Source organism: Dokdonella immobilis (assembly GCF_900115085.1).
Lineage (GTDB): Bacteria > Pseudomonadota > Gammaproteobacteria > Xanthomonadales > Rhodanobacteraceae > Dokdonella > Dokdonella immobilis.
The window spans coordinates 181,378-204,178 of the sequence record NZ_FOVF01000006.1; the positions used below are offsets into that span (position 1 = coordinate 181,378).

Annotated in this window: 16 protein-coding genes; 4 read left to right on the plus strand and 12 right to left on the minus strand. The window is 65.3% G+C overall.

Features of this window, described 5'->3' with window-relative positions:
* Positions 1–15 precede the first annotated feature (15 nt).
* Positions 16–219, plus strand: a complete 204-nt coding sequence (locus BM125_RS06975) for a twin transmembrane helix small protein (RefSeq protein WP_092406299.1) — start codon at positions 16–18, stop codon at positions 217–219.
* Positions 220–327: 108 nt separating this feature from the next.
* On the opposite strand, the gene BM125_RS06980 is transcribed toward BM125_RS06975, so the two are convergent.
* From BM125_RS06980 to coxB, 4 genes are all read right to left on the minus strand, one after another.
* Entirely contained in the window at positions 328–1,200 is an 873-nt protein-coding gene (locus BM125_RS06980; protein ID WP_092406301.1) for a cytochrome c oxidase subunit 3, read from the minus strand.
* 29 nt (positions 1,201–1,229) lie between these two features.
* Positions 1,230–1,856 (minus strand): cytochrome c oxidase assembly protein, encoded by a 627-nt coding sequence (locus BM125_RS06985; protein WP_092406303.1) that lies wholly within the window; start codon positions 1,854–1,856, stop codon positions 1,230–1,232.
* Positions 1,857–1,978: 122 nt separating this feature from the next.
* Positions 1,979–3,601, minus strand: coding sequence for a cytochrome c oxidase subunit I (gene ctaD, locus BM125_RS06990; protein ID WP_092406305.1), 1,623 nt, complete (start codon positions 3,599–3,601; stop codon positions 1,979–1,981).
* A 30-nt stretch (positions 3,602–3,631) separates the two neighbouring features.
* The gene (coxB, locus tag BM125_RS06995; RefSeq protein WP_245778832.1) at positions 3,632–4,516 is read right to left on the minus strand and encodes a cytochrome c oxidase subunit II; all 885 of its coding nucleotides are present in this window, start codon (positions 4,514–4,516) and stop codon (positions 3,632–3,634) included.
* Between the two features lie 521 nt (positions 4,517–5,037).
* Between coxB and putA the strand changes: the two genes are divergently transcribed.
* The 3 genes from putA to BM125_RS07010 all read left to right on the plus strand — a co-directional run bounded on the left by putA (position 5,038) and on the right by BM125_RS07010 (position 9,764).
* Positions 5,038–8,190: a bifunctional proline dehydrogenase/L-glutamate gamma-semialdehyde dehydrogenase PutA gene (gene putA / locus BM125_RS07000; protein ID WP_092406307.1), complete on the plus strand. Its 3,153-nt coding sequence runs from the start codon at positions 5,038–5,040 to the stop codon at positions 8,188–8,190.
* 37 nt (positions 8,191–8,227) lie between these two features.
* The gene (locus BM125_RS20155) at positions 8,228–9,034 is read left to right on the plus strand and encodes an SGNH/GDSL hydrolase family protein (protein WP_092406309.1); all 807 of its coding nucleotides are present in this window, start codon (positions 8,228–8,230) and stop codon (positions 9,032–9,034) included.
* A 337-nt stretch (positions 9,035–9,371) separates the two neighbouring features.
* Positions 9,372–9,764, plus strand: coding sequence for a hypothetical protein (locus BM125_RS07010; protein ID WP_092406311.1), 393 nt, complete (start codon positions 9,372–9,374; stop codon positions 9,762–9,764).
* A 119-nt stretch (positions 9,765–9,883) separates the two neighbouring features.
* On the opposite strand, the gene BM125_RS07015 is transcribed toward BM125_RS07010, so the two are convergent.
* The 8 genes from BM125_RS07015 to fdhD form a co-directional block, all read right to left on the minus strand.
* Positions 9,884–11,065 carry a glutathionylspermidine synthase family protein gene (locus BM125_RS07015; RefSeq protein WP_092406313.1) on the minus strand — a complete coding sequence of 394 codons (1,182 nt, stop codon included), beginning with the start codon at positions 11,063–11,065 and terminating at the stop codon, positions 9,884–9,886.
* Entirely contained in the window at positions 11,066–11,593 is a 528-nt protein-coding gene (locus BM125_RS07020; RefSeq protein ID WP_092406380.1) for a DUF1190 domain-containing protein, read from the minus strand.
* Between the two features lie 123 nt (positions 11,594–11,716).
* On the minus strand, positions 11,717–14,845 hold the full coding sequence (locus BM125_RS07025) for an efflux RND transporter permease subunit (protein WP_092406315.1): 3,129 nt from the start codon (positions 14,843–14,845) through the stop codon (positions 11,717–11,719).
* A gap of 1,198 nt (positions 14,846–16,043) precedes the next feature.
* On the minus strand, positions 16,044–19,274 hold the full coding sequence (locus tag BM125_RS07030) for an efflux RND transporter permease subunit (protein WP_092406317.1): 3,231 nt from the start codon (positions 19,272–19,274) through the stop codon (positions 16,044–16,046).
* A gap of 92 nt (positions 19,275–19,366) precedes the next feature.
* A complete protein-coding gene (locus BM125_RS07035; protein ID WP_092406381.1) occupies positions 19,367–20,557 on the minus strand; it encodes an efflux RND transporter periplasmic adaptor subunit in 1,191 nt (396 codons plus the stop codon).
* A 173-nt stretch (positions 20,558–20,730) separates the two neighbouring features.
* Positions 20,731–21,612, minus strand: coding sequence for a hypothetical protein (locus BM125_RS07040; RefSeq protein ID WP_139224891.1), 882 nt, complete (start codon positions 21,610–21,612; stop codon positions 20,731–20,733).
* 95 nt (positions 21,613–21,707) lie between these two features.
* The gene (locus BM125_RS07045; RefSeq protein ID WP_092406321.1) at positions 21,708–21,923 is read right to left on the minus strand and encodes a formate dehydrogenase subunit delta; all 216 of its coding nucleotides are present in this window, start codon (positions 21,921–21,923) and stop codon (positions 21,708–21,710) included.
* 4 nt (positions 21,924–21,927) lie between these two features.
* The gene (fdhD, locus tag BM125_RS07050; RefSeq protein WP_092406323.1) at positions 21,928–22,770 is read right to left on the minus strand and encodes a formate dehydrogenase accessory sulfurtransferase FdhD; all 843 of its coding nucleotides are present in this window, start codon (positions 22,768–22,770) and stop codon (positions 21,928–21,930) included.
* Positions 22,771–22,801 lie beyond the last annotated feature (31 nt).

Here is a 22,801-nt window from a genome sequence, read left to right on the forward strand (position 1 = left end):
ACGGACGAATCGAACATGACCAGCAAGATCCTGATCGTCGTATTCCTGATTGCCATTGTCTGGAATCTCGGCGCCGGCCTCTACTACATGATGACCGACAAGGGTGGCACCGATCGCACGGTCAAGGCCCTGACCCGACGCATCGGCATCTCGGTCCTGCTGATCGTGCTGATCATGATCGGCATGCTGACCGGCTACATCCAGCCGCACGGCCTTTAGGCGACGGGATTCGGGATTCGGGATTTGGGATTCGCAAAAGCCAAAGACGGCATATCGCGAAAATCCCGCTCTTACGAATCTCGAATCTCCAATCCCCAATCCCGGCTCTCAGAGCACGTAAACAAAAACGAACAAGCCGAGCCAGACCACGTCGACGAAGTGCCAGTACCAGGCGACCGCTTCGAAACCGAAGTGGTTGTCCTTGGTGAAGTGGCCCTTGGCGCAACGGAACCAGATCACGGTCAGCATGATCGCGCCGAGGGTGACATGCAGGCCGTGGAAGCCGGTCAGCATGAAGAAGGTCGACCCGTAGACGCCGCTGTGCAGGGTCAGGTTCAGATGCGTATAGGCCTCCATGTACTCGGTGGCCTGGAAGTACAGGAAGGCAGCGCCGAGCGCGACCGTGGCGCCCAGCCAGACCAGCAGGGCGCGACGATAACCGGCGCGCAGTGCGTGATGGGCGAACGTGATGGTGACGCCCGAGCTGAGCAGCAGCAGGGTATTGACCAGCGGCAGGTGCCAGGCCGGGATCGTCTCGAAGTTGCCGCCGATATTGCCGGGACCATTGGTCGGCCAGGTCGGCGTGTAGCCCTGCCAGAGGAAGTAGTTGGTCAATCCACCGTGTCCTTCGCCACCGATCCACGGCACCGAATACATGCGGGCGTAGAACAGCGCGCCGAAGAACGCCGCGAAGAACATGATCTCGGAAAAGATGAACCACATCATGCCCATGCGGAAGGACACGTCGACCTGGTTGTTGTAGGTGCCGGCGACCGACTCGCGGATCACCGTACCGAACCAGCCGAACATCATGAAGATGATGATGGCGAGACCGAGGAACATCAGCGGCGTCGAGGTGATGCCACTGCCCCCGTTGAACAGGTTGGCCGCACCAATGACCGTGCTGAACAGGCCGATGGAGCCGATGATCGGCCAGTGGCTGCCGTGTGGAACGTAGTAAGCACCTTGTGTATGCGCCATGATCTTGGAACCCCGGACTCAAGGATGGGTCAGTTCTTCGCGACGCCGTTGGCTGACCCGGACACGAGCCCGAGGCGGCCGGTGGCCAGTTCATTCGCGTAGAAGGTATAGGACAACGTCAGCGTCTTCACGCCGGCGGGCAGCTGCGGATCGACGACGAAACGCACCGGCATGCGCCGCGATTCGCCGGCTTCCAGCGTCTGTTCGGTGAAGCAGAAGCATTCGGTCTTGTTGAAATAGGGCGAGGCCTCGCTCGGCGCCACGCTCGGCACAGCATTGCCGACGATCGCCGCACCCGACTCATTGGTCGCATCGAACCAGACCTCGGTCAGCGCGCCGGGATGCACTTCGATGCGGGCCTTCTCGGCACTGAACGCCCACGGCAGCTTGCTGTTGACACTGGCCACGAATTCGACCGCGATCGTACGTGACTCGTCGACCTTCATCATCGCCACCGTGGCCGCATCCGCCGCCTCGCCCGACAGCTTGATGCCGAGCACGTGCTCGCAGGCGATCCGGTAGATCGGAACCATCGCAAACCCGAACAGGAACGACGCGCCAACGACGAACAATGCCGTCTTCGCGATACCGCGCGCGTCATGCTTCACGCGCGCCGCGCGCGGAGTGGATTCGTGCTGGCCGGAATCGCTCTTCATCTAAACCGCAAAACCCAAAGAAATAGTTGCTTCACTTGAAGAGTGCGGCCATGGATGGCTGCTTCTTCTCTCCGCTCTGCGTTCAAGGATGAACGCAAGAAACAAACAAGCCAAACAAAGCCTCAATGCGTAACATCACCATGAGCAAGCATGGAATCATCGATCACCGGCGGCTCGCTGAAAGTGTGATGCGGCGCCGGCGACGGCACCGTCCATTCGAGGCCGCGCGCGCCCTCCCAGACCCGCGTGGTTGCACGGTTCTTCGAGAAGAAGACGGCATGCACGATGACGCCGACGAACAGCAACTGGCTCGCACCGAACCAGAAGCCACCGATCGAGCTGATCATGTTGAAGTCGGCGAAGGCGACGTTGTAGTCGGGAATGCGGCGCGGCATGCCGGCCAGGCCCAGGAAGTGCTGCGGGAAGAACAGCACGTTGACCGAGATCACGCTCATCCAGAAGTGGATCTTGCCCCAGCGCTCGCTGTACATGTTGCCGCACCACTTCGGCAGCCAGTAGTAGACCGAAGCCATGATCGCGAAGATCGCACCCGTCACGAGCACGTAGTGGAAGTGGGCGACGACGAAGTAGGTGTCGTGGTACTGGAAGTCGGCTGGCACGATCGCCAGCATGAGGCCCGAAAAGCCGCCGATCGTGAACAGGATGACGAATGCGATCGCGAACAGCATCGGCGTCTCGAAGGTCATCGAGCCTTCCCACATCGTGGTGACCCAGTTGAACACCTTCACCCCGGTCGGGATCGCGATCAGCATCGTCGCGTACATGAAGTACAGCTCGCCGCCGAGCGGCATGCCGACCGTGAACATGTGGTGGGCCCAGACGATGAACGAGAGGAAGGCGATCGAGGCGACCGCATAGATCATCGCCTGGTAGCCGAACAGCGGCTTGCGCGCGAAGGTCGGGATGATCTCGCTGACGATGCCGAAGGCCGGCAGGATCATGATGTAGACCTCGGGATGCCCGAAGAACCAGAAGATGTGCTGGAACATGACCGGGTCGCCGCCGCCGGCGGCATTGAAGAAACTGGTGCCGAAGAACTTGTCGGTCAGCAGCATGGTCACCGCGCCGGCCAGCACCGGCATCACCGCGATCAGCAGGAACGCCGTGATCAGCCACGTCCAGGTGAAGATCGGCATCTTCAGCAGGTCCATGCCCGGCGCGCGCATGTTGAGGATGGTGGCGATGATGTTGATCGCACCCATGATGGAGCTGATGCCCATCATGTGGATGGCGAAGATGACGAAGGCGACGCTGTTGCCGCCCTGCAGTGACAGCGGCGGATACAGGGTCCAGCCGCCCTGTGGGCCGGCGCCCGGCATGAACAGGGTCGACAGCAGCAGGGTGAAGGCGAACGGCAGGATCCAGAACGACCAGTTGTTCATGCGCGGCAGGGCCATGTCCGGCGCGCCGATCTGCAGCGGGATCATCCAGTTGCCGAGGCCGACGAAGGCCGGCATGACCGCACCGAAGATCATGACCAGGGCGTGGATCGTGGTCATCTCGTTGAAGAATTCGGGCTGGACCAGCTGCAGGCCTGGCTGGAACAGTTCGGCGCGGATGATCATCGCCATCGAACCGCCGACGAAGAACATGGTCAGCGCGAACACCAGATACAGGGTACCGATGTCCTTGTGGTTGGTGGTGAACAGCCAGCGATGCAGGAAACCTTCCGGCTTGTGATCGTGGGCGTCGTGATGGGTGTCGTGGACGGCAGCGTGGGCCATGGCCTCTACCTCGAGAATTCTGTTGCGAAATCAGCCCTGCGGGGCTGTCGTCGGAGCAAGTGTGATGGCGGTGGCTTCGACCGCCGGCGCCGGGGCCTGGTCGGTCATCCACTGCTCGAATTCAGCCTTCGGCAGCACCTTGACCACGATCGGCATGAAGCCGTGGTCACGGCCGCAGAGTTCGGCGCATTGGCCGCGATAGACGCCGGGCTGGTCGACCTGGGTCCAGGCCGAGTTGATGATGCCGGGGATCGCGTCCTGCTTCCAGCCGAGCGAGGGGACCCACCAGGCGTGGATGACGTCGTCGGCGGTGACCACGAAGCGGACCTTGACCCCGGCTGGCAGCACCAGCGGCTTGTCCACATCGAGCAGATACGTGGAAACGCCATCGACCTTGATCGCCGCCGGATCGAGGCCGGAATCGAGCTGGCGCGTGCGGTTCGACTGCGTTTCGAGGCTCGAGACGAAATTGATGCCGGGCTGCTTGCCGAAGTAGTCGACGTACTCGTAGCGCCACTTCCACTGGTAGCCGGTGACCTTGATGGTCATCTCAGAATCGGAGGTGTCGGCCATGCGCAGCAGCAACGCGGTCGCCGGCCAGGCGCTGCCGATCAGGATCAGGATCGGAATGATCGTCCAGGCCGCCTCGAGCTTGGTGCTGTGGCTCCAGGTCGCGGCGACCGCGCCCCTGGACTTGCGGAAGCGGAACATGGCCACGAACATCACGCCGAAGACGACCACGCCGATGACCACGCAGATCCAGAACATGATCATGTGGATGTCGTGGACCTGGGCCGAGGTTTCGGTCGCCCCGCGGGTCATGTTGAGCTGCCACGGCTGCGGGTTGGCGCTGGCCGCGGTACTCGCGAGCATGCCGAGGATGATCAGAGCCGGCGCAGCCAGCGCACGGCGCATTCGCGAGATCCCAACTGACATCATTGCCATCACCTTGAATACGTAAGTCACTTGAACCGAATGCCGGCCACCTTGGCGGCCGATACGGAAATCCGGGCCCTGGATCCGGCCACAAACCGGGCCGGACGCGCATCGTCCGTGAAAACGATATGCAGGGAACCTCGGAATGATAGTGGAGTGGGCGCGGGAGCGGCAAGGAAAAAGCCCGGCACGGGCGCTTTCGGCGCGCGTCAATAGGTCGCATCCGTGCAAGTGCGGGTGCTTGGCCGCCGCCGCCGTGCTCTTTACACTAGCGGGCCGCGGGAGCCGGGCCGGAACAGTCCGGCGCAGGTTCCGGGGCATCCGGATTCCCAGCCAAGGGGCGCCGGAAGATCAGCAACGATGCACCGCACCACCAGACGGTCCAGAACCCGATCAGCCAGCCAGGGCGCGATGATGACAGCGAACCGACATCCTCGCGGCCCGGGCAACCCGCAGCGACGCGTGCCGTCGCCCCTGCGCCAACCTCCGAGAGCCCACACATCGTGAGCGAAATCCTGTCCCCCGAACTTCCCGCAACGGCCGATGCGGCCCGCGCCCGCATCACCGCGGCGTGGTCTCGCGACGAAACCGAGGCGGTCAACGAACTGCTCAGCCAGGCCAGCATGACAGCGGCGGAACGCGAAGCGGTGCTGGCCCGGGCTTCGGAGCTGGTGGCCCGCGTACGCGCCAAGGCGGGTAACCAGTCGGCAGTCGAATCGTTCATGCGCGAATACGACCTCTCCAGCGAGGAGGGCGTGCTGCTGATGTGCGTGGCCGAGGCCCTGCTGCGCGTACCCGACTCGGAAACCGCCGACAAGTTGATCCGCGACAAGCTCGGCGAGGCCAACTGGAAGAAGCACGTCGGCGCCAGCGAATCGCTGTTCGTAAACGCCTCGACCTGGGGCCTGATGCTGACCGGCAGCCTGGTCCAGCTGGCCGAGGAAACACGCAGCAATTTCGTCGGCGCATTGCGCCGGCTGGTCGGCCGCGCCGGCGAACCGGTGATCCGCCTGGCCGTGCGCCAGGCCATGCGCATCATGGGCTACCAGTTCGTCATGGGGCGCACGATCAAGGAGGCACAGGATCGCTCGGTGCAGAAGGAGAACGCGGCCTACCGCTACTCCTACGACATGCTCGGCGAGGCCGCCCTGACCGCGCACGATGCCGAGCGCTACATGCAGTCCTACCGCGACGCGATCCTGGCGCTGGGCAAGCGCGGCCCGTGGAAGGACGTCCTCGACGCACCATCGATTTCGGTCAAGCTCTCCGCGATCCACCCGCGCTACGACGTCGCCAATCGCGCCCGCGTGCACGCCGAGCTGACCCCGCGCGTGCTCGAACTCGCGCAGATGGCCAAGGCCCAGGGCATCGGCATGACCGTCGACGCCGAGGAAGCGGACCGCCTCGAGCTCTCGCTCGACGTGCTCGGCGAGGTCTTCGCCGATCCATCCCTGGACGGCTGGAACGGCTTCGGCCTGGCCGTGCAGGCCTACCAGAAGCGCGCGCCGTTCGTCATCGACTGGCTGGCCGAGACCGCGCGCAAAGCCGGCCGGCGCTGGTGCGTGCGCCTGGTCAAGGGCGCCTATTGGGATTCCGAGATCAAGCGCGCCCAAGAACTCGGCCTGTCCGGCTATCCGGTGTTCACGCGCAAGCCGAATACCGATGTCTCGTATCTGGCCTGCGCCAGGCAGATGTTCGAGGCCGGCGCCGAGCTGATCTACCCGCAGTTCGCCACCCACAACGCACATACGATCGCCGCGATCCACCACTACGCGCGCGGCCGACCCTACGAACACCAGCGCCTGCACGGCATGGGTGCGGACCTGTATGAAGAGGTGATCGGCAAGGACAACCTCAACGTGCCCTGCCGCGTCTATGCGCCGGTCGGCAGCCACGAGGACCTGCTGCCCTACCTCGTGCGTCGCCTGCTCGAAAATGGCGCCAACACGAGCTTCGTCAATCGCGTGGTCGACGAGGACGTGCCGATCCGCGACCTCGTCGCCGATCCGTGCGAACTGGTCCGCCAACTCGATTCCAAGCCGCACCCGCGCATCCCCCAGCCGATCGCACTGTTCGGCGAGCAACGGAAGAACTCCATGGGCGTCAATCTTTCCAATGACAACGAACTGAACGCGCTGGCTGCCAGCGTCAATGCCGCACGCAAGCCGTGGCTGGCCGAACCGCTGGTGCCCGGCGTGAAAAATGCCGGCGAGTTTCGCGATGTGACCGATCCGGCCGACCGCCGCCGCGTGATCGGCCAGACCCGTGGCGCCGACGTGCCGACCCTGGACAAGGCGCTGGCCAATGCGGTCGCCGCCCAACCGGGCTGGGACGCGCTGCCGGCGGCGAGCCGGGCCAAGATCCTCGAACACACCGCCGACCTGCTTGAGGCCCGGCGCGCCGAATTCATCGCCCTGTGCGTGCGCGAAGCCGGCAAGACCATGTCGGCGGCGATCGCCGAAGTGCGCGAGGCGGCCGACTTCTGCCGCTACTACGGCGCCATGGCACGCAAGCTGTTCGCCCAGCCCGAAGTCCTGCCCGGCCCGACCGGCGAATCCAACGAATTGTTCCTGCATGGCCGCGGCGTGTTCGTCTGCATCAGCCCGTGGAACTTCCCGCTGGCCATCTTCATGGGCCAGGTCGCCGCCGCCCTGGCTGCCGGCAACAGCGTGATCTCCAAGCCGGCCGACCAGACCACCCTGGTCGGTTACGCCGCAGTCAAGCTGCTGCATGAGGCCGGCGTGCCGGCCGACGTGCTGCAATTCGTTCCGTGCAAGGGCTCGGTGCTCGGCAACTCGCTGCTGACCCGACCCGACGTGGCCGGCGTCTGCTTCACCGGCTCGACCGAAACCGCCTGGACGATCAACCGTACCCTGGCCGCGCGCGATTCCTCGATCGCCGCGCTGATCGCCGAGACCGGCGGCCAGAACGCCCTGATCGCCGATTCCTCGGCCCTGCCCGAGCAACTGGTCAAGGACGTCTGCGCCTCGGCCTTCGACTCGGCCGGGCAGCGCTGCTCGGCGGCGCGCGTGCTGTTCGTGCAGGAAGACATCGCGGACAAGGTCATCACGATGCTGACCGGGGCCATGGCCGAGCTGACCATGGGCGACCCGGGTCTGCTCTCGACCGACGTCGGTCCGGTCATCGATGAAGCCTCGCACAAGGAACTGAGCGAGCACGCCGAACGCATGGACCGCGAGGCCAAGCTGATCGGCCAGGTCGCCGCTGGCGAGAGCACCGTGCACGGCACCTTCTTCGCTCCGCGCGCCTACGAGATCCCGCGCCTCGACATCCTGCACAAGGAGATCTTCGGGCCGGTCCTGCACGTGCTGCGCTGGAAGGCCGACCAGCTCGACAAGGTCATCGACGCGATCAACGCCACCGGCTATGGCCTCACCCTCGGCATCCACAGCCGCATCGACGACACCATCGACCACATCGTCAAGCGGGCCAGGGTCGGCAACTGCTACGTCAACCGCAACCAGATCGGCGCAGTCGTCGGCGTGCAGCCCTTCGGCGGCGAAAACCTGTCCGGCACCGGGCCCAAGGCCGGCGGCCCGCACTACCTGCTGCGTTTCGCCACCGAGCGCACGGTCACCATCAACACCACCGCGGCCGGCGGCAATGCTTCGCTGCTGACCCTGGCGGAGTAGGCGCGATGCGAACAGCGGACCCGGTCGATCAAATCTGATGCGCGTGGCGTGGACGCTGCTGGTGCTGGCGCTGGCCACGCCGGCAGCTGGCTGGGCCAGGGAGCGAATCGACCCGCCGGCGCTGCGGGTGCTCTTTGTCGGTAACAGCCTCGTCTACGTGGGCAATCTGCCGGCCGTGTTCGACGCCCTGGCCAGACGCAACGGCCGATCCGTCCACAGCGACATGCTGGTCAAGGGTGGAGCGACCCTGTCCGATCGGCTCGAGGATGGATCGGTCGAGCGTGCTCTGGCCACGGTGAAATACGACCATGTGGTCCTGCAGGAGCGCGGAGGGGATTTCCTCTGCACGCTCGGCGCCGATTCCTGCAAGCGCGCCGCGGTGTCGCTGCAACGCCTCGCAAACATGGCGAGATCTCGCGACTCAAAGCCGCTGCTGCTCGGAACCTATCAGGGTTCCGCACGGGCTTCGCGGGCGATCGTCGAGGCCGAATCAGCGGCGGCAACGGCCAACGGTATCCCCTACGTCTCGATCTCGAATCGCCTGCAGGCCGGCATCCAGGCCGCGCCTTCGGTCCGATGGCTGCACGCGGACCACATGCACCCGGGGCACCAGTTGGTCCTGCTCGAAGCCATTGCGCTCTATCGGACCTTGTTCGGCGAGAGCCCGAAGAATGGCGCACTGCGGGTTTCGGCGCCGATGCACGAACCGGACACCCGGTTCCCGGTGGCGGTTGTACGGAATACGTTTCTGCCCGATCCGACCGCGCGCGGCCCGCGCTCCCATATCTACCCGGCCACCGATGTAAGGCTGGCCCTAGCTATTGCCGGCAGGAATCCGGACTGACCCGCCGCGGATCGTTTGCGGCAGCAGCCACAAACGTTGTCTCGAGTCGGCGCCCTCGATCCGCCCCACATGACGGCAGGATCCAGCCAGGGGCACGCCCTGCACCTGCGCGCACATGTGCGCGGGACATGGGCCAGATCACCTCCTCCGATCCCTCTTGCAGTGTCCACGGACATGAAAAGCTGTCCGCCAGAGTGTCCACTTGCACGAGCATGACTTCTGTCCTAGCAACCAAAGTCGTTGATAGCGCATCTGATTTCCTGCAAGCGAGGCGAACTTCACGAGTGGCATGGTGCTTGCTCAACGAAGTTTGTGACATCCGCTGCAGGAGAAAGAAATGAACGCTCGCAGATTCAAACCGACCGCCGCGAAATCGACCGTCCTGATCGGCACGATGTTCGCGCTGTTTTCCATCACTGCCGCCGCGCAGTCGTCGGCGACGCTCGATTCCCGTGCCCCGGTGCAGGCGACCTTGCTGCCGGAGATGAAAGTGACGGCCAGCCTGGCGAATCCGCATGCGGCACCGCGCTGGCGCCTTGCATCGACACGACCGCTGCCGGTGACCCTGATGCCGACCCTGACCGTAAGCGCGGACGTCGAGGCCCTCGCCGTGACCGTCCTGCCGACCGTCACCGTGTATGCCTCCGTCGAGGCGGACCAGGTCGACCAGCCGATCGTGCTCGCCGCGGCGGCCATGCCGGGCTACACGACGTTCCAGTTGGCCAAGTAGACGACGGCAGCCGGTGTCATGCGGCCTGACCGCACGCGCAGGCACCCTCTCACCGGCGCCGTACCCGCAGGCGGGCGTGCGGGCGCAAGTGCTACCGGTCTGAAGGAGCGACGAGCGCGTCAGGCGATCAGCACGCCGACGTCTTCATCGAGAATGGCATGCGGTACGAAGCGCGCGGAATCACGCGTGATCGCGCTTCGGTCTTCGCGGATGCCGATGCCGCAGGCGCGATCGCCGACGACCCAGCTGCCGACCAGCGGAAAACGGCCACCGAACTCGACCAATGGATGCAGGGCCTGAAGGATGCCCGGGCCGCGGTAGGGGCCATCGGTCCGCTCCCTGCGCCCATCCTCATGGTGCATCTCGATGTTCGCGCCTTCGCGCGAGTGCAAGGGTTTGCGGACCCAGCCCCGAGGCAGATCCTCACCACCCGGGTCGAACCGTGCGGCGAGGAGATTCGGATGCCCTTCGTGCTTCTCCCAAAGCAGCGGCAGGATGCCCTTGTTGCTGAGCACGGATTTCCACGGCGGCTCGAGCAGCAGCGTGTCCGCGTCGGCCAGGTAGCGGCCGAATTCCTCCCGGAACAGGTCTTCGAGCGGATAAAGCTTGAACAGGGTTCCGATCACGCGATCCTCGAGATCCGTGAAGCGACCGTCGGCACTGATGCCGATGTCCTCGATGTCGAGCAAGCCGCAGTCGATGCCGGCCTGGATCGCACAGTCGCGCAGGTAGTTCACCGTGCCGCGATCCTCGGTCGAATCGCGCACGGCGGAAAAGTGGAACGGCCTCGGCAACGACGGGGCCAGCGTGGCGAACGCCTCGACGAGACTCTCGTAGATCGAGTTGAACTGGTCGGCGGCCGCCGGCAAGCGACCTTCGCCCTGCTGGTCATCGAGCCACTGCCACTGGAAGAACGCCGCCTCGAACAAGGAAGTCGGCGTGTCGTAGTTGAGCTCGAGCAACTTGGCCGGGGCCCGGCCCGAATAGGCCAGGTCCATGCGGCCATACAGGTGAGGCTGGCGGGTGCGCCAGCTATGTGCGACAAGGTCCCAGAACGGCTCGGGAATAGCGAGCCGGCTCAGCTGCTCCTCGCTGCCGACGATGCCATCGAGCATGTCGATGGCCATGGCATGCAGTTCCTCGGTCGGCGCCTCGATATCGGACTCGATCTGTTCCAGGCTGAAGGCGTAGAAGACCGATTCGTCCCAGTAGCGATCGCCGTCGATCGTGTGGAAGTCGAAGCCCGCCTGCGCGGCACGGTCGCGCCAGTTTGCGCGCTCGGCAATCGGCACCCTGCGCATTCAGGAACCGGCGCTGCGATGACTGCCTGACGAGCCAAATCCGCCGCGCTTGACCGTTGGCGCACGATTCGGCTCGGCCGAAATCGCCAGCATTGTACGGGCCACGCCGTTGCTGTAGACGCCACCGGAACCCGGTGCGGGGCGCTTCCAGTTGCCGTTGCCGTCGCGGAATGCCGGACTGCCGCTCAGGCCCGCGCGCTGATCGCCGCGGAACATCTGCGCCATCAGGTAGCCGGTCATCAACGGAATGAAATAGCCATGTCCGTTCGAATCACGGCGCGCCGTGCACCGGTTGGTCCCGTACTCGGCGACGCATTCGTCGAACGAGGCGTAGCGCGGTGCGCTGAGCTCGGCCTCCCGCCGCGCCTTGTCGAAGGCTTCCTCGCAGGCGGCAAGATCGCCGACCTGCCCGGCGCATTCGTCGATCGAGGTGTACAGGCCCTCGCGGGTCGTCTCCTCGGTACAGGCGGTCAGCAGCAGCGGTGCGGCACTCATCAGCACCAGCGCCGCGGTTCGGGATCGTTTCATGCAATCGGCGTCCATGCGGGGCGGACGCCAAGAATGCCCGGATTTCCTGCTGGATGGAATCTTCCGAACCGCCGCGGATTCCGTCTCAGACGACTGGCGCGATCGCGCCATCGCCGTGGCCAATCACCCCACCGCGGTCGGCGCCAGCGGCGAGCCCAGCGAGCGCCGCGCGATCCTGCGCTCCCGGCGTCGCTGCGCGATACGCGCAAACACCAGATACAGCGCCGGCGTCGAGAACAGGGTCAGGCTCTGCGAAACGAGCAGTCCGCCGATCATCGCGATACCGAGAGGCTGGCGCATCTCCGAACCGACCCCGAATCCGATCGCCAGCGGAAAGGCGCCGAGGATGGCGACCATCGAGGTCATCATGATCGGCCGGAAGCGGACGAGGCAGGCCTCGCGGATCGCCTCGATCGGCGTCTTGCCGCCTTCGCGTTCGGCACCGAGGGCGAAGTCGATCATCATGATCGCGTTCTTCTTGACGATGCCGATCAGCAACACGATGGCGATGATCGAAACGACGGACAGCTCGGTATTGGTCACCAGCATCGCGAGCAAGGCACCGACGCCGGCCGCCGGCAGGGTCGAGAGGATCGTCACCGGATGGATCAGGCTCTCGTAGAGAATGCCGAGCACCAGGTACACGGCGATGATCGCGAACAGGATCAGCAGGCCCTGCCCCGACTGCTGCTGCTGGAAGCGGCGGAAATTGCCCGAACCCTCGGCCTTGATGTCGCCGGGCATGCGCATGTTGCGCACGACCTGGTCGATCAGCGGCTTGACCTCGCCCATGCTGACGTCCGGGGCGAGGTTGAAGCTGATGTCGAACACCGGGAACTGGAAGTCGTGCTGGATCGCCAGCGACGCGGTGCCCGGTTCGACCCGGGTCACCGCGCTGAGCGGCACCATGGCGCCATTGCTCGCGCGCACATGCAGCGCGTTCAGCGTGTCGAGCCCGGGCGTCGCACCGGTGACCGCATTGAGCACGACCTTGTACTGGTTCAGGTCCGAATAGATGGTCGAGATCTGGCGCTCGCCGAAGGCGTTGTACAAGGTGCTGTCGATGGCCCCGATCGATACGCCAAGGCGGGCCGCCGTATCGCGATCGATGACGAGGTTCTGTTCGACGCCGCCATCGTCAAGCTCGGTGCCGACGTTGGTAAACTGCGGCAGCTTGCGCAGCTCGGCCGCCAGGCGCGGCCCCCAGACCACCAGGTCGCCGTAGTTGCTGCCCTTGAGCGAGTAGGTGAATTCGGAGTCGCCGCCACGCGGACCGCCGCCACCGATGTCCTGCACCGGGCGCAGGCGCAGTTGGATGCCTGGCATGTTGTCGGTCATGTCGGCGAGCCGTTGCATGACCTTCGAAGTCGACACATCGCGACCTTCGCCGAGCGGCTTCAGGTTGATGTACAGGCTGCCGCGATTGCTGCCCGAGCGGAAGCCGCCGCCGCCGAGCGAGGAACCGAGGCTGTCGACCGCGGGATCGGCCGCGATCACGTCGGCCACCTTGCGCTGCAGGTCGACCATGGCGTCGTAGGAAATCGACGCGCTGGCGACCGTGGTGCCCTGGATCATGCCGGTGTCCTGCTCGGGCACGAACCCGAACTTGAGAAACGTGGTCAGCCAGATCGTGAGGATGACCAGGACCAGCGGCTGCAGGCTCATCGTGCGCGGATGCCTGAGCGACCAGTCCAGCGCCCGCGCGTAGGCACGCAGCATGCCTGCATGCATGCGGTCGATGCGCTGCACCAGCGGCGAGGGCTTTTCCTCCTTGTGCGCCTGCAGGTAACTGCCGCACAAGGACGCGGTCAGGGTCAGCGAGACGATCGCCGACATCGCGATCGCCGCCGCGATGGTCACCGCGAACGAGTGCAGCATCATGCCCATGAAACCGCCCATGAACAGCAGCGGCAGGAACACGGCGACCAGCGAGGCGGTGATCGAGACGATCGTGAAGCCGATCTCGCGCGCGCCATCGAGCGCCGCCTGCAGGCGCGACTTGCCCATGTCGAGGTGGCGCACGACGTTCTCGATGACGACGATCGCATCGTCGACGACGAAGCCGATCGAGATGACCAGGGCCATCAGGGTCAGGTTGTCGAGGGTGAAGTCGAACGCATACATGACGATGAACGCGCTCGACAGCGACAATGGCACGGACAGGCCGGCGATCACGGTCGGCGCGATCCGGCGCAGGAACAGCAGCATGGTCAGGATGACCAGGCACATGCTGATCAGCATCGTGATCTGGACCTCGTGGATCGAGGCCCGGATGGTCGCCGTGCGGTCATTGAACGGGGTCAGCTCGACGCCCTCGGGCAACCAGCTGCGCATCAGCGGCAACTGCGCGTAAACGCTGTCGACCGTGTCGATCACGTTCGCCGTCGACTGCTTGGTGATCGCCATCAGGATCGCGCGCTGGCCATTGAACCAGGCCGCCTGGTCCTTGCTCTCCTGGCCATCGCCGATCGTCGCGATATCGCGCAGGCGCACCGGCACGCCATTGCGCACGGCGACGATCAGGTCGGCGAACTGGCTGGCCTCGGTCAGTGCCCCGTTCGCCGCGATCGTCATCGTGCGCTGGCCATCGCTGAGGAAGCCCTGCGGCGAGGTCACGTTGGCCGCGGCAATCGCATTGCGCACCTGATCGGCCGAGATGCCCATCGAGTTCAGCAGGCCGAGGTTCACGTCGACGCGCACGGCGGGGGTGGCTCCGCCGGCCAGAGTCACATCGGCCACGCCGGGGAGCTGGCGTACGCGCTGCGACAGCAGCGAATCGGCCATGTTGTAGAGCTCAGCCGCGGTGCGCGACTTCGAAGTCAACGACAGCAGCAGGACCGGGTCATTGTTCGGGTTCGCCTTGCGATAGATCGGCGCCGTGGTCAGGCCGCTCGGCAGGTCGGGGATCGACGCATTGATCGCCGCCTGCACGTCGCGCGCCGCACCGTCGATGTTCTTGTCGAAATCGAAGAACAGGATCACCGACGAGCGCCCCTCCTTGCTGTGCGAGCCCATCGAATCCACGCCCGAGATCTGGCCCATGTGCCGCTCGAGCGGCGCGGCCACGGTCGAGGCCATGTTCTCGGCATCCGCACCGGGCTGGTTGGCGACGACAAAGATGACCGGAAACTCGACGTTCGGCAGCGCCGCCACACCGAGCTGGAAATACGCGATCACGCCACTGACGAACACCCCCATGGCCAGCAGCAGGGTGCCGATCGGGCGACGGATGAAGGGGGCGGAGAGGTTCATCTCGGGGTTCCTGCGCGGAGGGCGCGCCTGGCTTGTCGCTCGCTATCGAAGTCTCGGGCGCGCCGATTGCGGAAAGAACGTCCATTCGGAAATTCTTGCAATCGCGCAGTAAGTGAATTTCCCAGCCCGCAGAAGCCCGTCGTCTCTGCGCAGGCAGGGATCCAGCGACTTGTATTGTTCGTGCTGTCTTGCATCGCTCCGCGGCGCATTCCTGGGCCAAAAGCAATGCTTTCACTCGCCTTCGGCGAGCGAGTCACTTTCTCTTGCGTGGCCAAGAGAAAGTAACCAAAGAGAAGGCCACCCCGATGCAGTGGTCTCCGGGCATCCTGCCCTGCGACTTCGCGCAGCGGCTCCGGGGTTGGCTGACAGTCCATCCCTGGACTGGCAGCCAACTGGCTCGCATCCCTGCGAGCCACCCTGCGGGCCTTCTCTCCGCCACTGCGCCACTGCATAGGGGCCCCCGTCACTGCGCCTCCTGCGCAGCCAAGACGAAGCAGCGTTCCGCAAGCCTGCGGATGCTGCTTCGTCTCTGCTCTTGAACTTCCTTCTCCCGCCGTGCGGGAGAAGGTGCCGCAGGCGGATGAGGGGCTTTGCCTTTGGCTTTGGCTTTGCCTTTGGCTTTGGCTTTGGCTGTTGCTGTTGCTTTTCGCTCTGGCGCGAAGGATGCGCGCTACCCGGGCCCCGTAAGCGGTGGCGGCCGGGCGAAGGAAAGGCCCGCAGGGTGGGCGCAATGGAATGCGCCCAGTTCGCTGCCAGCACACGGAGGTGCTGTCAGCGAACCCCCGTAGTCCGGCCGCGCAGTCGCAGGGCAGGATGCCCGCAGACCACCGCTTTGGGGTGGCCTTCTCTTGACTCCGGGCTCCTGCCCTTCGCCCTTCGGGCCGGCTACGCCGTTCGCGCTGCTCCTGCAGCGCAGTGCCTACTTTCTCTTGGCCACGCAAGAGAAAGTAGGTCGCTCGCCGAAGGCGAGTGAAAGCTCCGCTCCAAACCCAAGAATGCGCCGCGAAGCGATGTAGAACGGTGCGGAAAAGCATCGCGCCTGAAGGCGCTCCTACAGTGGAATCCGATTGACTCGCTCGCCCGTGGCGAGTGATGGCTCTGCTTCTGCCCCAAGAATGCGCCGCCAAGCGAAGTCGAACAGCGCAACCAACTCGACCAGCAAAGCCACTCGGGCGCTGACGATCGCGACCGCCCAAGTTCACGCCATCCCCCGATCAGCCACCAACCCCCGCCGCCCGCGCTGGCCCGCAAGCCAGTCCGAAAAACGCTCCATGTGCAGGTACAACACCGGCGTCGTGTACAGGGTAATCAGCTGCGACAGCAGCAGGCCACCAACGATCGACACGCCGAGCGGCTGGCGCAATTCCGAACCGATGCCCGTGCCCAACGCGAGCGGCAAGGCACCGAACATGGCCGCGAACGTGGTCATCAGGATCGGCCGGAAGCGCAGCAGTGCCGCGCGACGGATCGCAGCGTGCGCGCCCATGCCCTCGCGGCGTGCATCGATGGCGAAGTCGATCATCATGATCGCGTTCTTCTTGACGATGCCGATCAGCAGGATGATGCCGACGATGCCGTCGATCGACAGGCTGAATCCGCACAGGGTCAGGGCGAGCAAGGCGCCGACGCCGGCCGGAGGCAAGGTCGAGATGATCGTGATCGGATGGATGTAGCTCTCGTAGAGCACGCCGAGGACGATGTAGATGACCACGAGCGATGCCAGGATCAGCAGCACCTCGTCGAGCATCGATGAGGAAAATTCCGCGGCCTTGCCGATGAAGCTGCCGCGGATCTGCGCCGGCATGCCGATCGTGCTTTCGACCTCCCTGATCGCCTCGACCGCGTCGGACAGCGAGTAGCCATTGGCGACGTTGAATGAAATCGTCACCGCCGGCAGCTGGTTCTGGTGGCTGATCACGAGTGGCGCATTGATCACCTTCGCATCGACCAGCGACGCCATCGGGATCGTGCCGCCGGCGCCGATGGCGATGCCGGTGTTGCCCTGCGAACCGATTCCACTCGGCGTCGCCGAATTGCTCGATGTGGCCTGGCCGAAGGTGGTCGCGTTGCTCCCGGTCAGCACGCCGTTGCCGCTGCCGCGCACGCTGAGCCGATTGAGAAGGTCGGCGCTGGTGCGGAATTTCGGATCGACTTCGAGGACCACGCGATACTGGTTGAGCTGGGTGAAGATGGTCGAGATCTGGCGCTGGCCGAAGGCCGAATAGAGGGTGTCGTCGATGGTCTGGATCGGCACGCCGAGCCGGCTGGCCTGGTCGCGATCGATGGTCAGGTTCAACTGCAGGCCGGCGGCGGCCAGATTGTTGTCGACGTCGGCCAGTTCCGGGCGCGCCTGCAGGGCCGCGGTCATGCGCTCGGCGAAGCGTCCGAGCTCCTCCTCGTTGACCTCGGTCAGCGCGTACTGGTATTCGGTCGGGGCGACGCGGTTGTCGAGGGCGATGTCCTGGACCGGCTTGAGGAACAGGGCGACGCCGGGAATGCGCTCGACCGTGCGTTGCAGCCGCGGCAGCAGTTCGGCCAGGCCCTCGCGTTGCGAGCGCGGCTTGAGCACGATGCTGAGCTGGCCCTGGTTGAGCGTTGGGTTGATCGAGCCGGCACCGACGAAGGCGGCGACGCCGCTCACCGCCGGATCGGCGCGCAGGGCCTCGGCGACCCGGCGCGTGCGTTCGAGCATCGCCTCGAAGGCGATCGTCTCGTCGGCCTGGACGACGCCGGTGATCATGCCGGTGTCCTGCTCGGGCAGCAGGCCCTTGGGCATGCTGACGAACAGCAGCACGGTCAGGGCGACCGACGCGGTCAGCACGAGCATGGTCAGCCGCTGGTGGCCGAACACCCAGTCGAGGCTGCGCGCATAGGCACCGACCAGGCGATCCCACCAGTCGCGCCGACCCGCCGCCTTGCCGGTACTCTCGGCGTCCTCATGCGGCACGTTTTCGCGACGCAACAGGTAGGCGCACATCATCGGGGTCAGGGTCAGCGAGACGATCATCGAGATGCCGACCGCGATCGACAGGACGATCGCGAACTCCTTGAACAGGCGCCCGGTCACGCCAGGCATCAGCAGCAACGGCAGGAACACCGCGACCAGCGAAACCGTCAGCGACAGCACGGTGAAGCCGATTTCCTTGGCGCCGGTTTCGGCGGCGTCCTTCGGTTCGCGTCCCTTCTCGATGTAGCGCACGATGTTCTCGATCATCACGATCGCATCGTCGACGACGAACCCGGTGGCCACGGTCAGCGCCATCAGCGACAGGTTGTCGAGCGAGAACGCGGCGAACGACATCAGGGCGAACGTGCCCATGATCGACAATGGAACGGCTACGCTCGGAATGATGGTCGCCCAGAGCCGGCGCAGGAACACGAAGATCACCGCGATGACGAGACCGATGGTCAGCATCAAGGTGAATTCGACATCCTCGACCGAGGCACGGATCGTCACTGTGCGGTCGGCAAACACATCGAGATGGACATTGGCCGGCAGCAGGTCGCGCAGTTCGGGCAGCAGCTTCTTGATGCTGTCGACGGTCTGCACGATGTTCGCGCCGGGCTGGCGGCGCACGTCGAGCAGGACCGCCGGCTTGCCGTTGGCCCAGGCCGCGAGCTGGTCGTTCTCGACCCCGTCGACGACCCTGGCCACATCGCCGAGCCGCACCGGCGCGCCGCCCTTGTAGCTGATGATCGTGTTGCGGTAGCCCTCGGCATCGCTGAGCTGGTCGTTGGCGCCGATCGTGAACGATTGCGAAGCGGCATCGACCGTGCCCTTGGGTCCGTTGACGTTGGCCTGGGTCAGCGCCGAACGGACGTCTTCGAGGGTCAGGCCCTGGTTGGCGATGGCGGCCGGATCGACCTGGATGCGTACGGCCGGGCGCACATTGCCGGCGATGCTGACGAGACCGACGCCAGCGACCTGCGAAAGTTTCTGCGACAGGATCGAATCGGCGAAGTTGTTGACCTCGCGCAACGGCAGCGCGTCGGAGCTCATGACCAGGGTCAGGATCGGCGCATCGGCCGGATTGACCTTGTTGTAGACCGGTGGATACGGCAGGTTGTTCGGCAGCGTGCCGCGCCCGGCGTTGATCGCCGACTGCACGTCCTGCGCGGCGGCATCGATGTCGCGATCCATGTTGAAGGTGAGCAGGATCGTCGACAGTCCGGCCGAAGAATCCGAGGTCATCATGCGCAGGCCGGAAATCTGGCCGAACTGGCGTTCCAGCGGAGTCGTCACGAGCGAGGCCATCGTGCTCGGGCTGGCCCCCGGATACTGGGTCGTGACCTGGATCGACGGCGCGTCGATGTCGGGCAGCGCCGACACCGGCAGCAGCCGATAGCCGAGGATGCCGAGCAGCAGCACGCCGGCCATCAGCAGCGAGGTGGCGATCGGGCGGCGGATGAAGATCGTCGAAAATCCCACGATTCAGGCGTTCCTGTGTGCGATGGCCGCTGCGAACGGCAAATTCCTGCGCGGCATCCTCTTCACGACCGGGCGCGAAGCCTGATCACCGCTCACCCTCGCCCGCTGCGGCCGCGCTTGCGTTCGCCTTCGGGGACCGGCGTCGGCGCGGCAACCTCGCCAGGCGCCATTGCCGCCACCTTGATCCCGGACTTGAGCCGGAACTGGCCTTCGGTGACGACGCGGTCGCCCGCAGCCAGGCCACTGGCGACGAGCACGCCACCCCCATCGACCGTGCCGGCGGTGACCACGGTCTGCATCTTCACCGTCGAATCGCCCAACACGACCCAGGCGTATTCGCCGTCCGGTCCCTGCTGCACGCCGGTCGCCGGTACCACGATGCCGTCCTCGACCGTGCGCACGGCCAGGCGCACGTTGACGAATTCGCCCGGCCACAGCTTGTGGTCGGCATTCGGGAATTCGGCCTTGAGCTTGAAGGTCGCGGTGCTCGTGTCGATCGAGTTGTCGATGACCTTGAGTTCGCCCTCGGCGATCGGCGTCGAGTCGTTGCGCGACAGTGCGGTGACCCTGAGCGGCGTCGCATCGGCTTCGCGCACCTTGGCCATGTCCTGCTGCGGCAGGTTGAAGATGACGTTGAGCGGGCGGGTCTGGGTCAGGGTCACGATCGAGCTGCCGTTGGCCTGCAGCAGGTTGCCGACATCGACCTGGCGGATGCCGGCGAGGCCGTCGATCGGCGCCGTGATCTTCGTGAAACTCAGTTGGGTGCGGGCATTTTCGATCGCGGCGATGTCGCCGGCGATCAGGGCTTCCTGCTGGCGCACGGTCTGGCGCTGGTTTTCCAGGTCCTGGGCCGAGACGAAGTTCTTGTCGATCAGGTCCTCGTAGCGCTTGAGCGTGCTGCGCGAGGCCGCCAGTTGCGCCTCATCCTGCTTCTTCTTGGCCAGGGCCTGGTCGAGCGCGGCCTGGTAGCTGCGCGGATCGATCTCGGCAATCAGGTCGCCCTTCTTCACTTCCTGGCCTTCGGCGAAATGGACCGCCTGCAGCTGGCCGCTGACCTGGGCGCTGATCGTTACCGTGTTCAGTGCCTGGACCGTACCGAGCGCAGTCAGGTACAGCGGAACATCCTCGGTCCTCGCCGCGACCGCGGTCACCGGGATCGGCGAATCCTCGCCTTCGCCACCGCGCCGGCCCTCGTCCGCCGCTCCCTGACCGAACAGACGCCAGCCGACAAAGATGGCCAGACCGGCAACCACGACGATGGCAATCAGCTTCCCACGCGACATCCGCACATCCTTCTTCCGGGGTTTGTTCGGCAGGCGACGGCTCGCCGAGGGTCGATCATAGCCGTCGCGCAGGCCGGCGCGCTGCGCGACTGGGAGTCGCAGCATGCCAAGAAGATTCCCGCCCAATCATGAACAAATTGCGAAGATCGACCCATTCGGGTCTGCAAATGGCGTCACGACACGCTCGCCGGCGCCTGCCCCGGCGTCCCTTCACGGACGATCTGGACCATGACCAGCGGAATGCAGACGATCAGCACCTCGGCGATCAGCTTGGCGAACACGAAACCGATGGCCCAGCCGTGCACGCCCGAATCCACCAGCCCTTCGACCAGCCAGAAGCTGGCGCTGAAGACCACCAGCATGGCCGCGCCGGCGAGCGTCGACCGGGCCGGGTCGACGCGGGCCTTGCCGGCGACATACTCGATGCCCTTGAAGCCGCCGATGGCCGCGGCAAAGAACGGCATGGCGAATGGAATGCCGCCGAGGATCAGGGTCAGGTAACGGGCCATGGCGTCGTGGCCAACTTCGGAAACGAACGGCCCGCCGAGGCGACGGTAGTGGCGCAGGTCGGCCACGGCATGCACCAGGGCCAGGCCGAGCGTGTAGAGCAGCGGAATGTAGAGCCGGGTCTCGATCCAGCTTCGCGGCGATTTGAGCAGCGCGATGAAATCGGGATAGCCGTTGATCATGGCCAGGGTGATGCCGTAGGCACCGGCCAGCCAGAACAGCACGAACAGGACGATCGGCAGCTTCTCGCGCCAGGGTTTGGGCTGCTCGAGCCAGTCCTTGCGCGGGACCGCGCGCTGCAGGAGCCAACTGATCGCCAACAGCAGCACAGTCTCGAGCATGACCAGGGCGACCAGATGCGCGGCCCGCAATCCATCGTTCCACAACAACCAGAACACCAGTGCGTTACCGACCAGCACCATCGCGATGTTCAGGACCGTGCTGAACGCAGATTGCGGCGGGAACCGGCGCAGATAGTCCCTGGCGTCCTTGCGCATGGCTGCGGAGGAGGCCTGGGCATCCGCTCTGCGTTTCGTACCTCGCTTCATGCGATCTCTCCGATGCCCCGACGTCCCCGGCGCGGCAATCCGCATCATTGACCGGTTCTGCGCGGCCCGCCACAGGCCGAGCCGACCGCCATCGCTCAGGCGTCCTTCAAGCGCTCGACGCCGGCGCGGGCGAGATCGCCGAGGCCTTCGCCACCCGCTTCGAGATAGGCGCGCAACTGTCGTCGCATGCGCGGATCCCAGAACTTCTCGAGATGATTGGCGACGCCGGCGATCCCGGCGTCGCGATCGGGTTCGGACGCGAAATAGCGGGCGATGTCGTTGGCCATGGCGACCAGGCGCTGCGCATCCATTGGATCATTCCCTCGGCATGACGAGCCGATGCGCATGAGTGTAGACGACATGCGTGGCATCCCGGGCGAATCCGACCAGGGTGACTCCGGTCGATTCGGCCAGATGGATGGCCAGCGCGGTCGGTGCCGAGATCGCCGCGACCAGCGCCATGCCGAGCGTCGCCGCCTTCTGCACCATCTCGTAGCTGGCCCGGCTGGTCAGGACGAGGAAGCCCTGGCCAGGGTCGGCGTGCGCGCAGGCCAGCGCACCGATCAGCTTGTCCAGCGCGTTGTGCCGACCGACATCCTCGCGCACGCACAGCAGTTCGCCGGCGCGATTCGCCCACGCCGCCGCGTGGGTCGCCCCGGTCTGGCTGTTCAGCGGTTGCGCCGCATGCAGGGCGGAGAGCGCGTCATGCAGCGCTTCCACATCGATCCGGGGACCTGGCCCGACCGATGGGGGGTGACGCACGACGTCCTCGAGCTGCCGCGTTCCGCACAGGCCGCAACTGCTGCCGCCGACCAGGTTGCGCTGGCGTGTCGCGACGGCCTCGGCGCGCTGCGTCGGAATACGCAAGTCCAGTTCGATGCCTTCGAGGCGCACGCGGGTTTCGACCGATTCCAGTTCGTCGGCGACGCCGATGATCGCCTCGCTGAGGCTGAATCCGAGCGCGAAATCGTCGAGGTCGGCCGGCGTCGCCAGCATCACCGCGTACGGGCGACCGTTGTAGTGCAGCGCGACCGGCACTTCGCTGGCGATCCAGTCCTCGACCTGTTCGAGCCGACCGTTGGCGAAGCGCCCGACCCGGCGCTGCACGCTCGGCGCCGCGCTTGCGACCGGTTTCGCGGATTGCACCTTCAGCGCCATGCCGTATGCCGCCAGGGCAAGGAGACCAGCC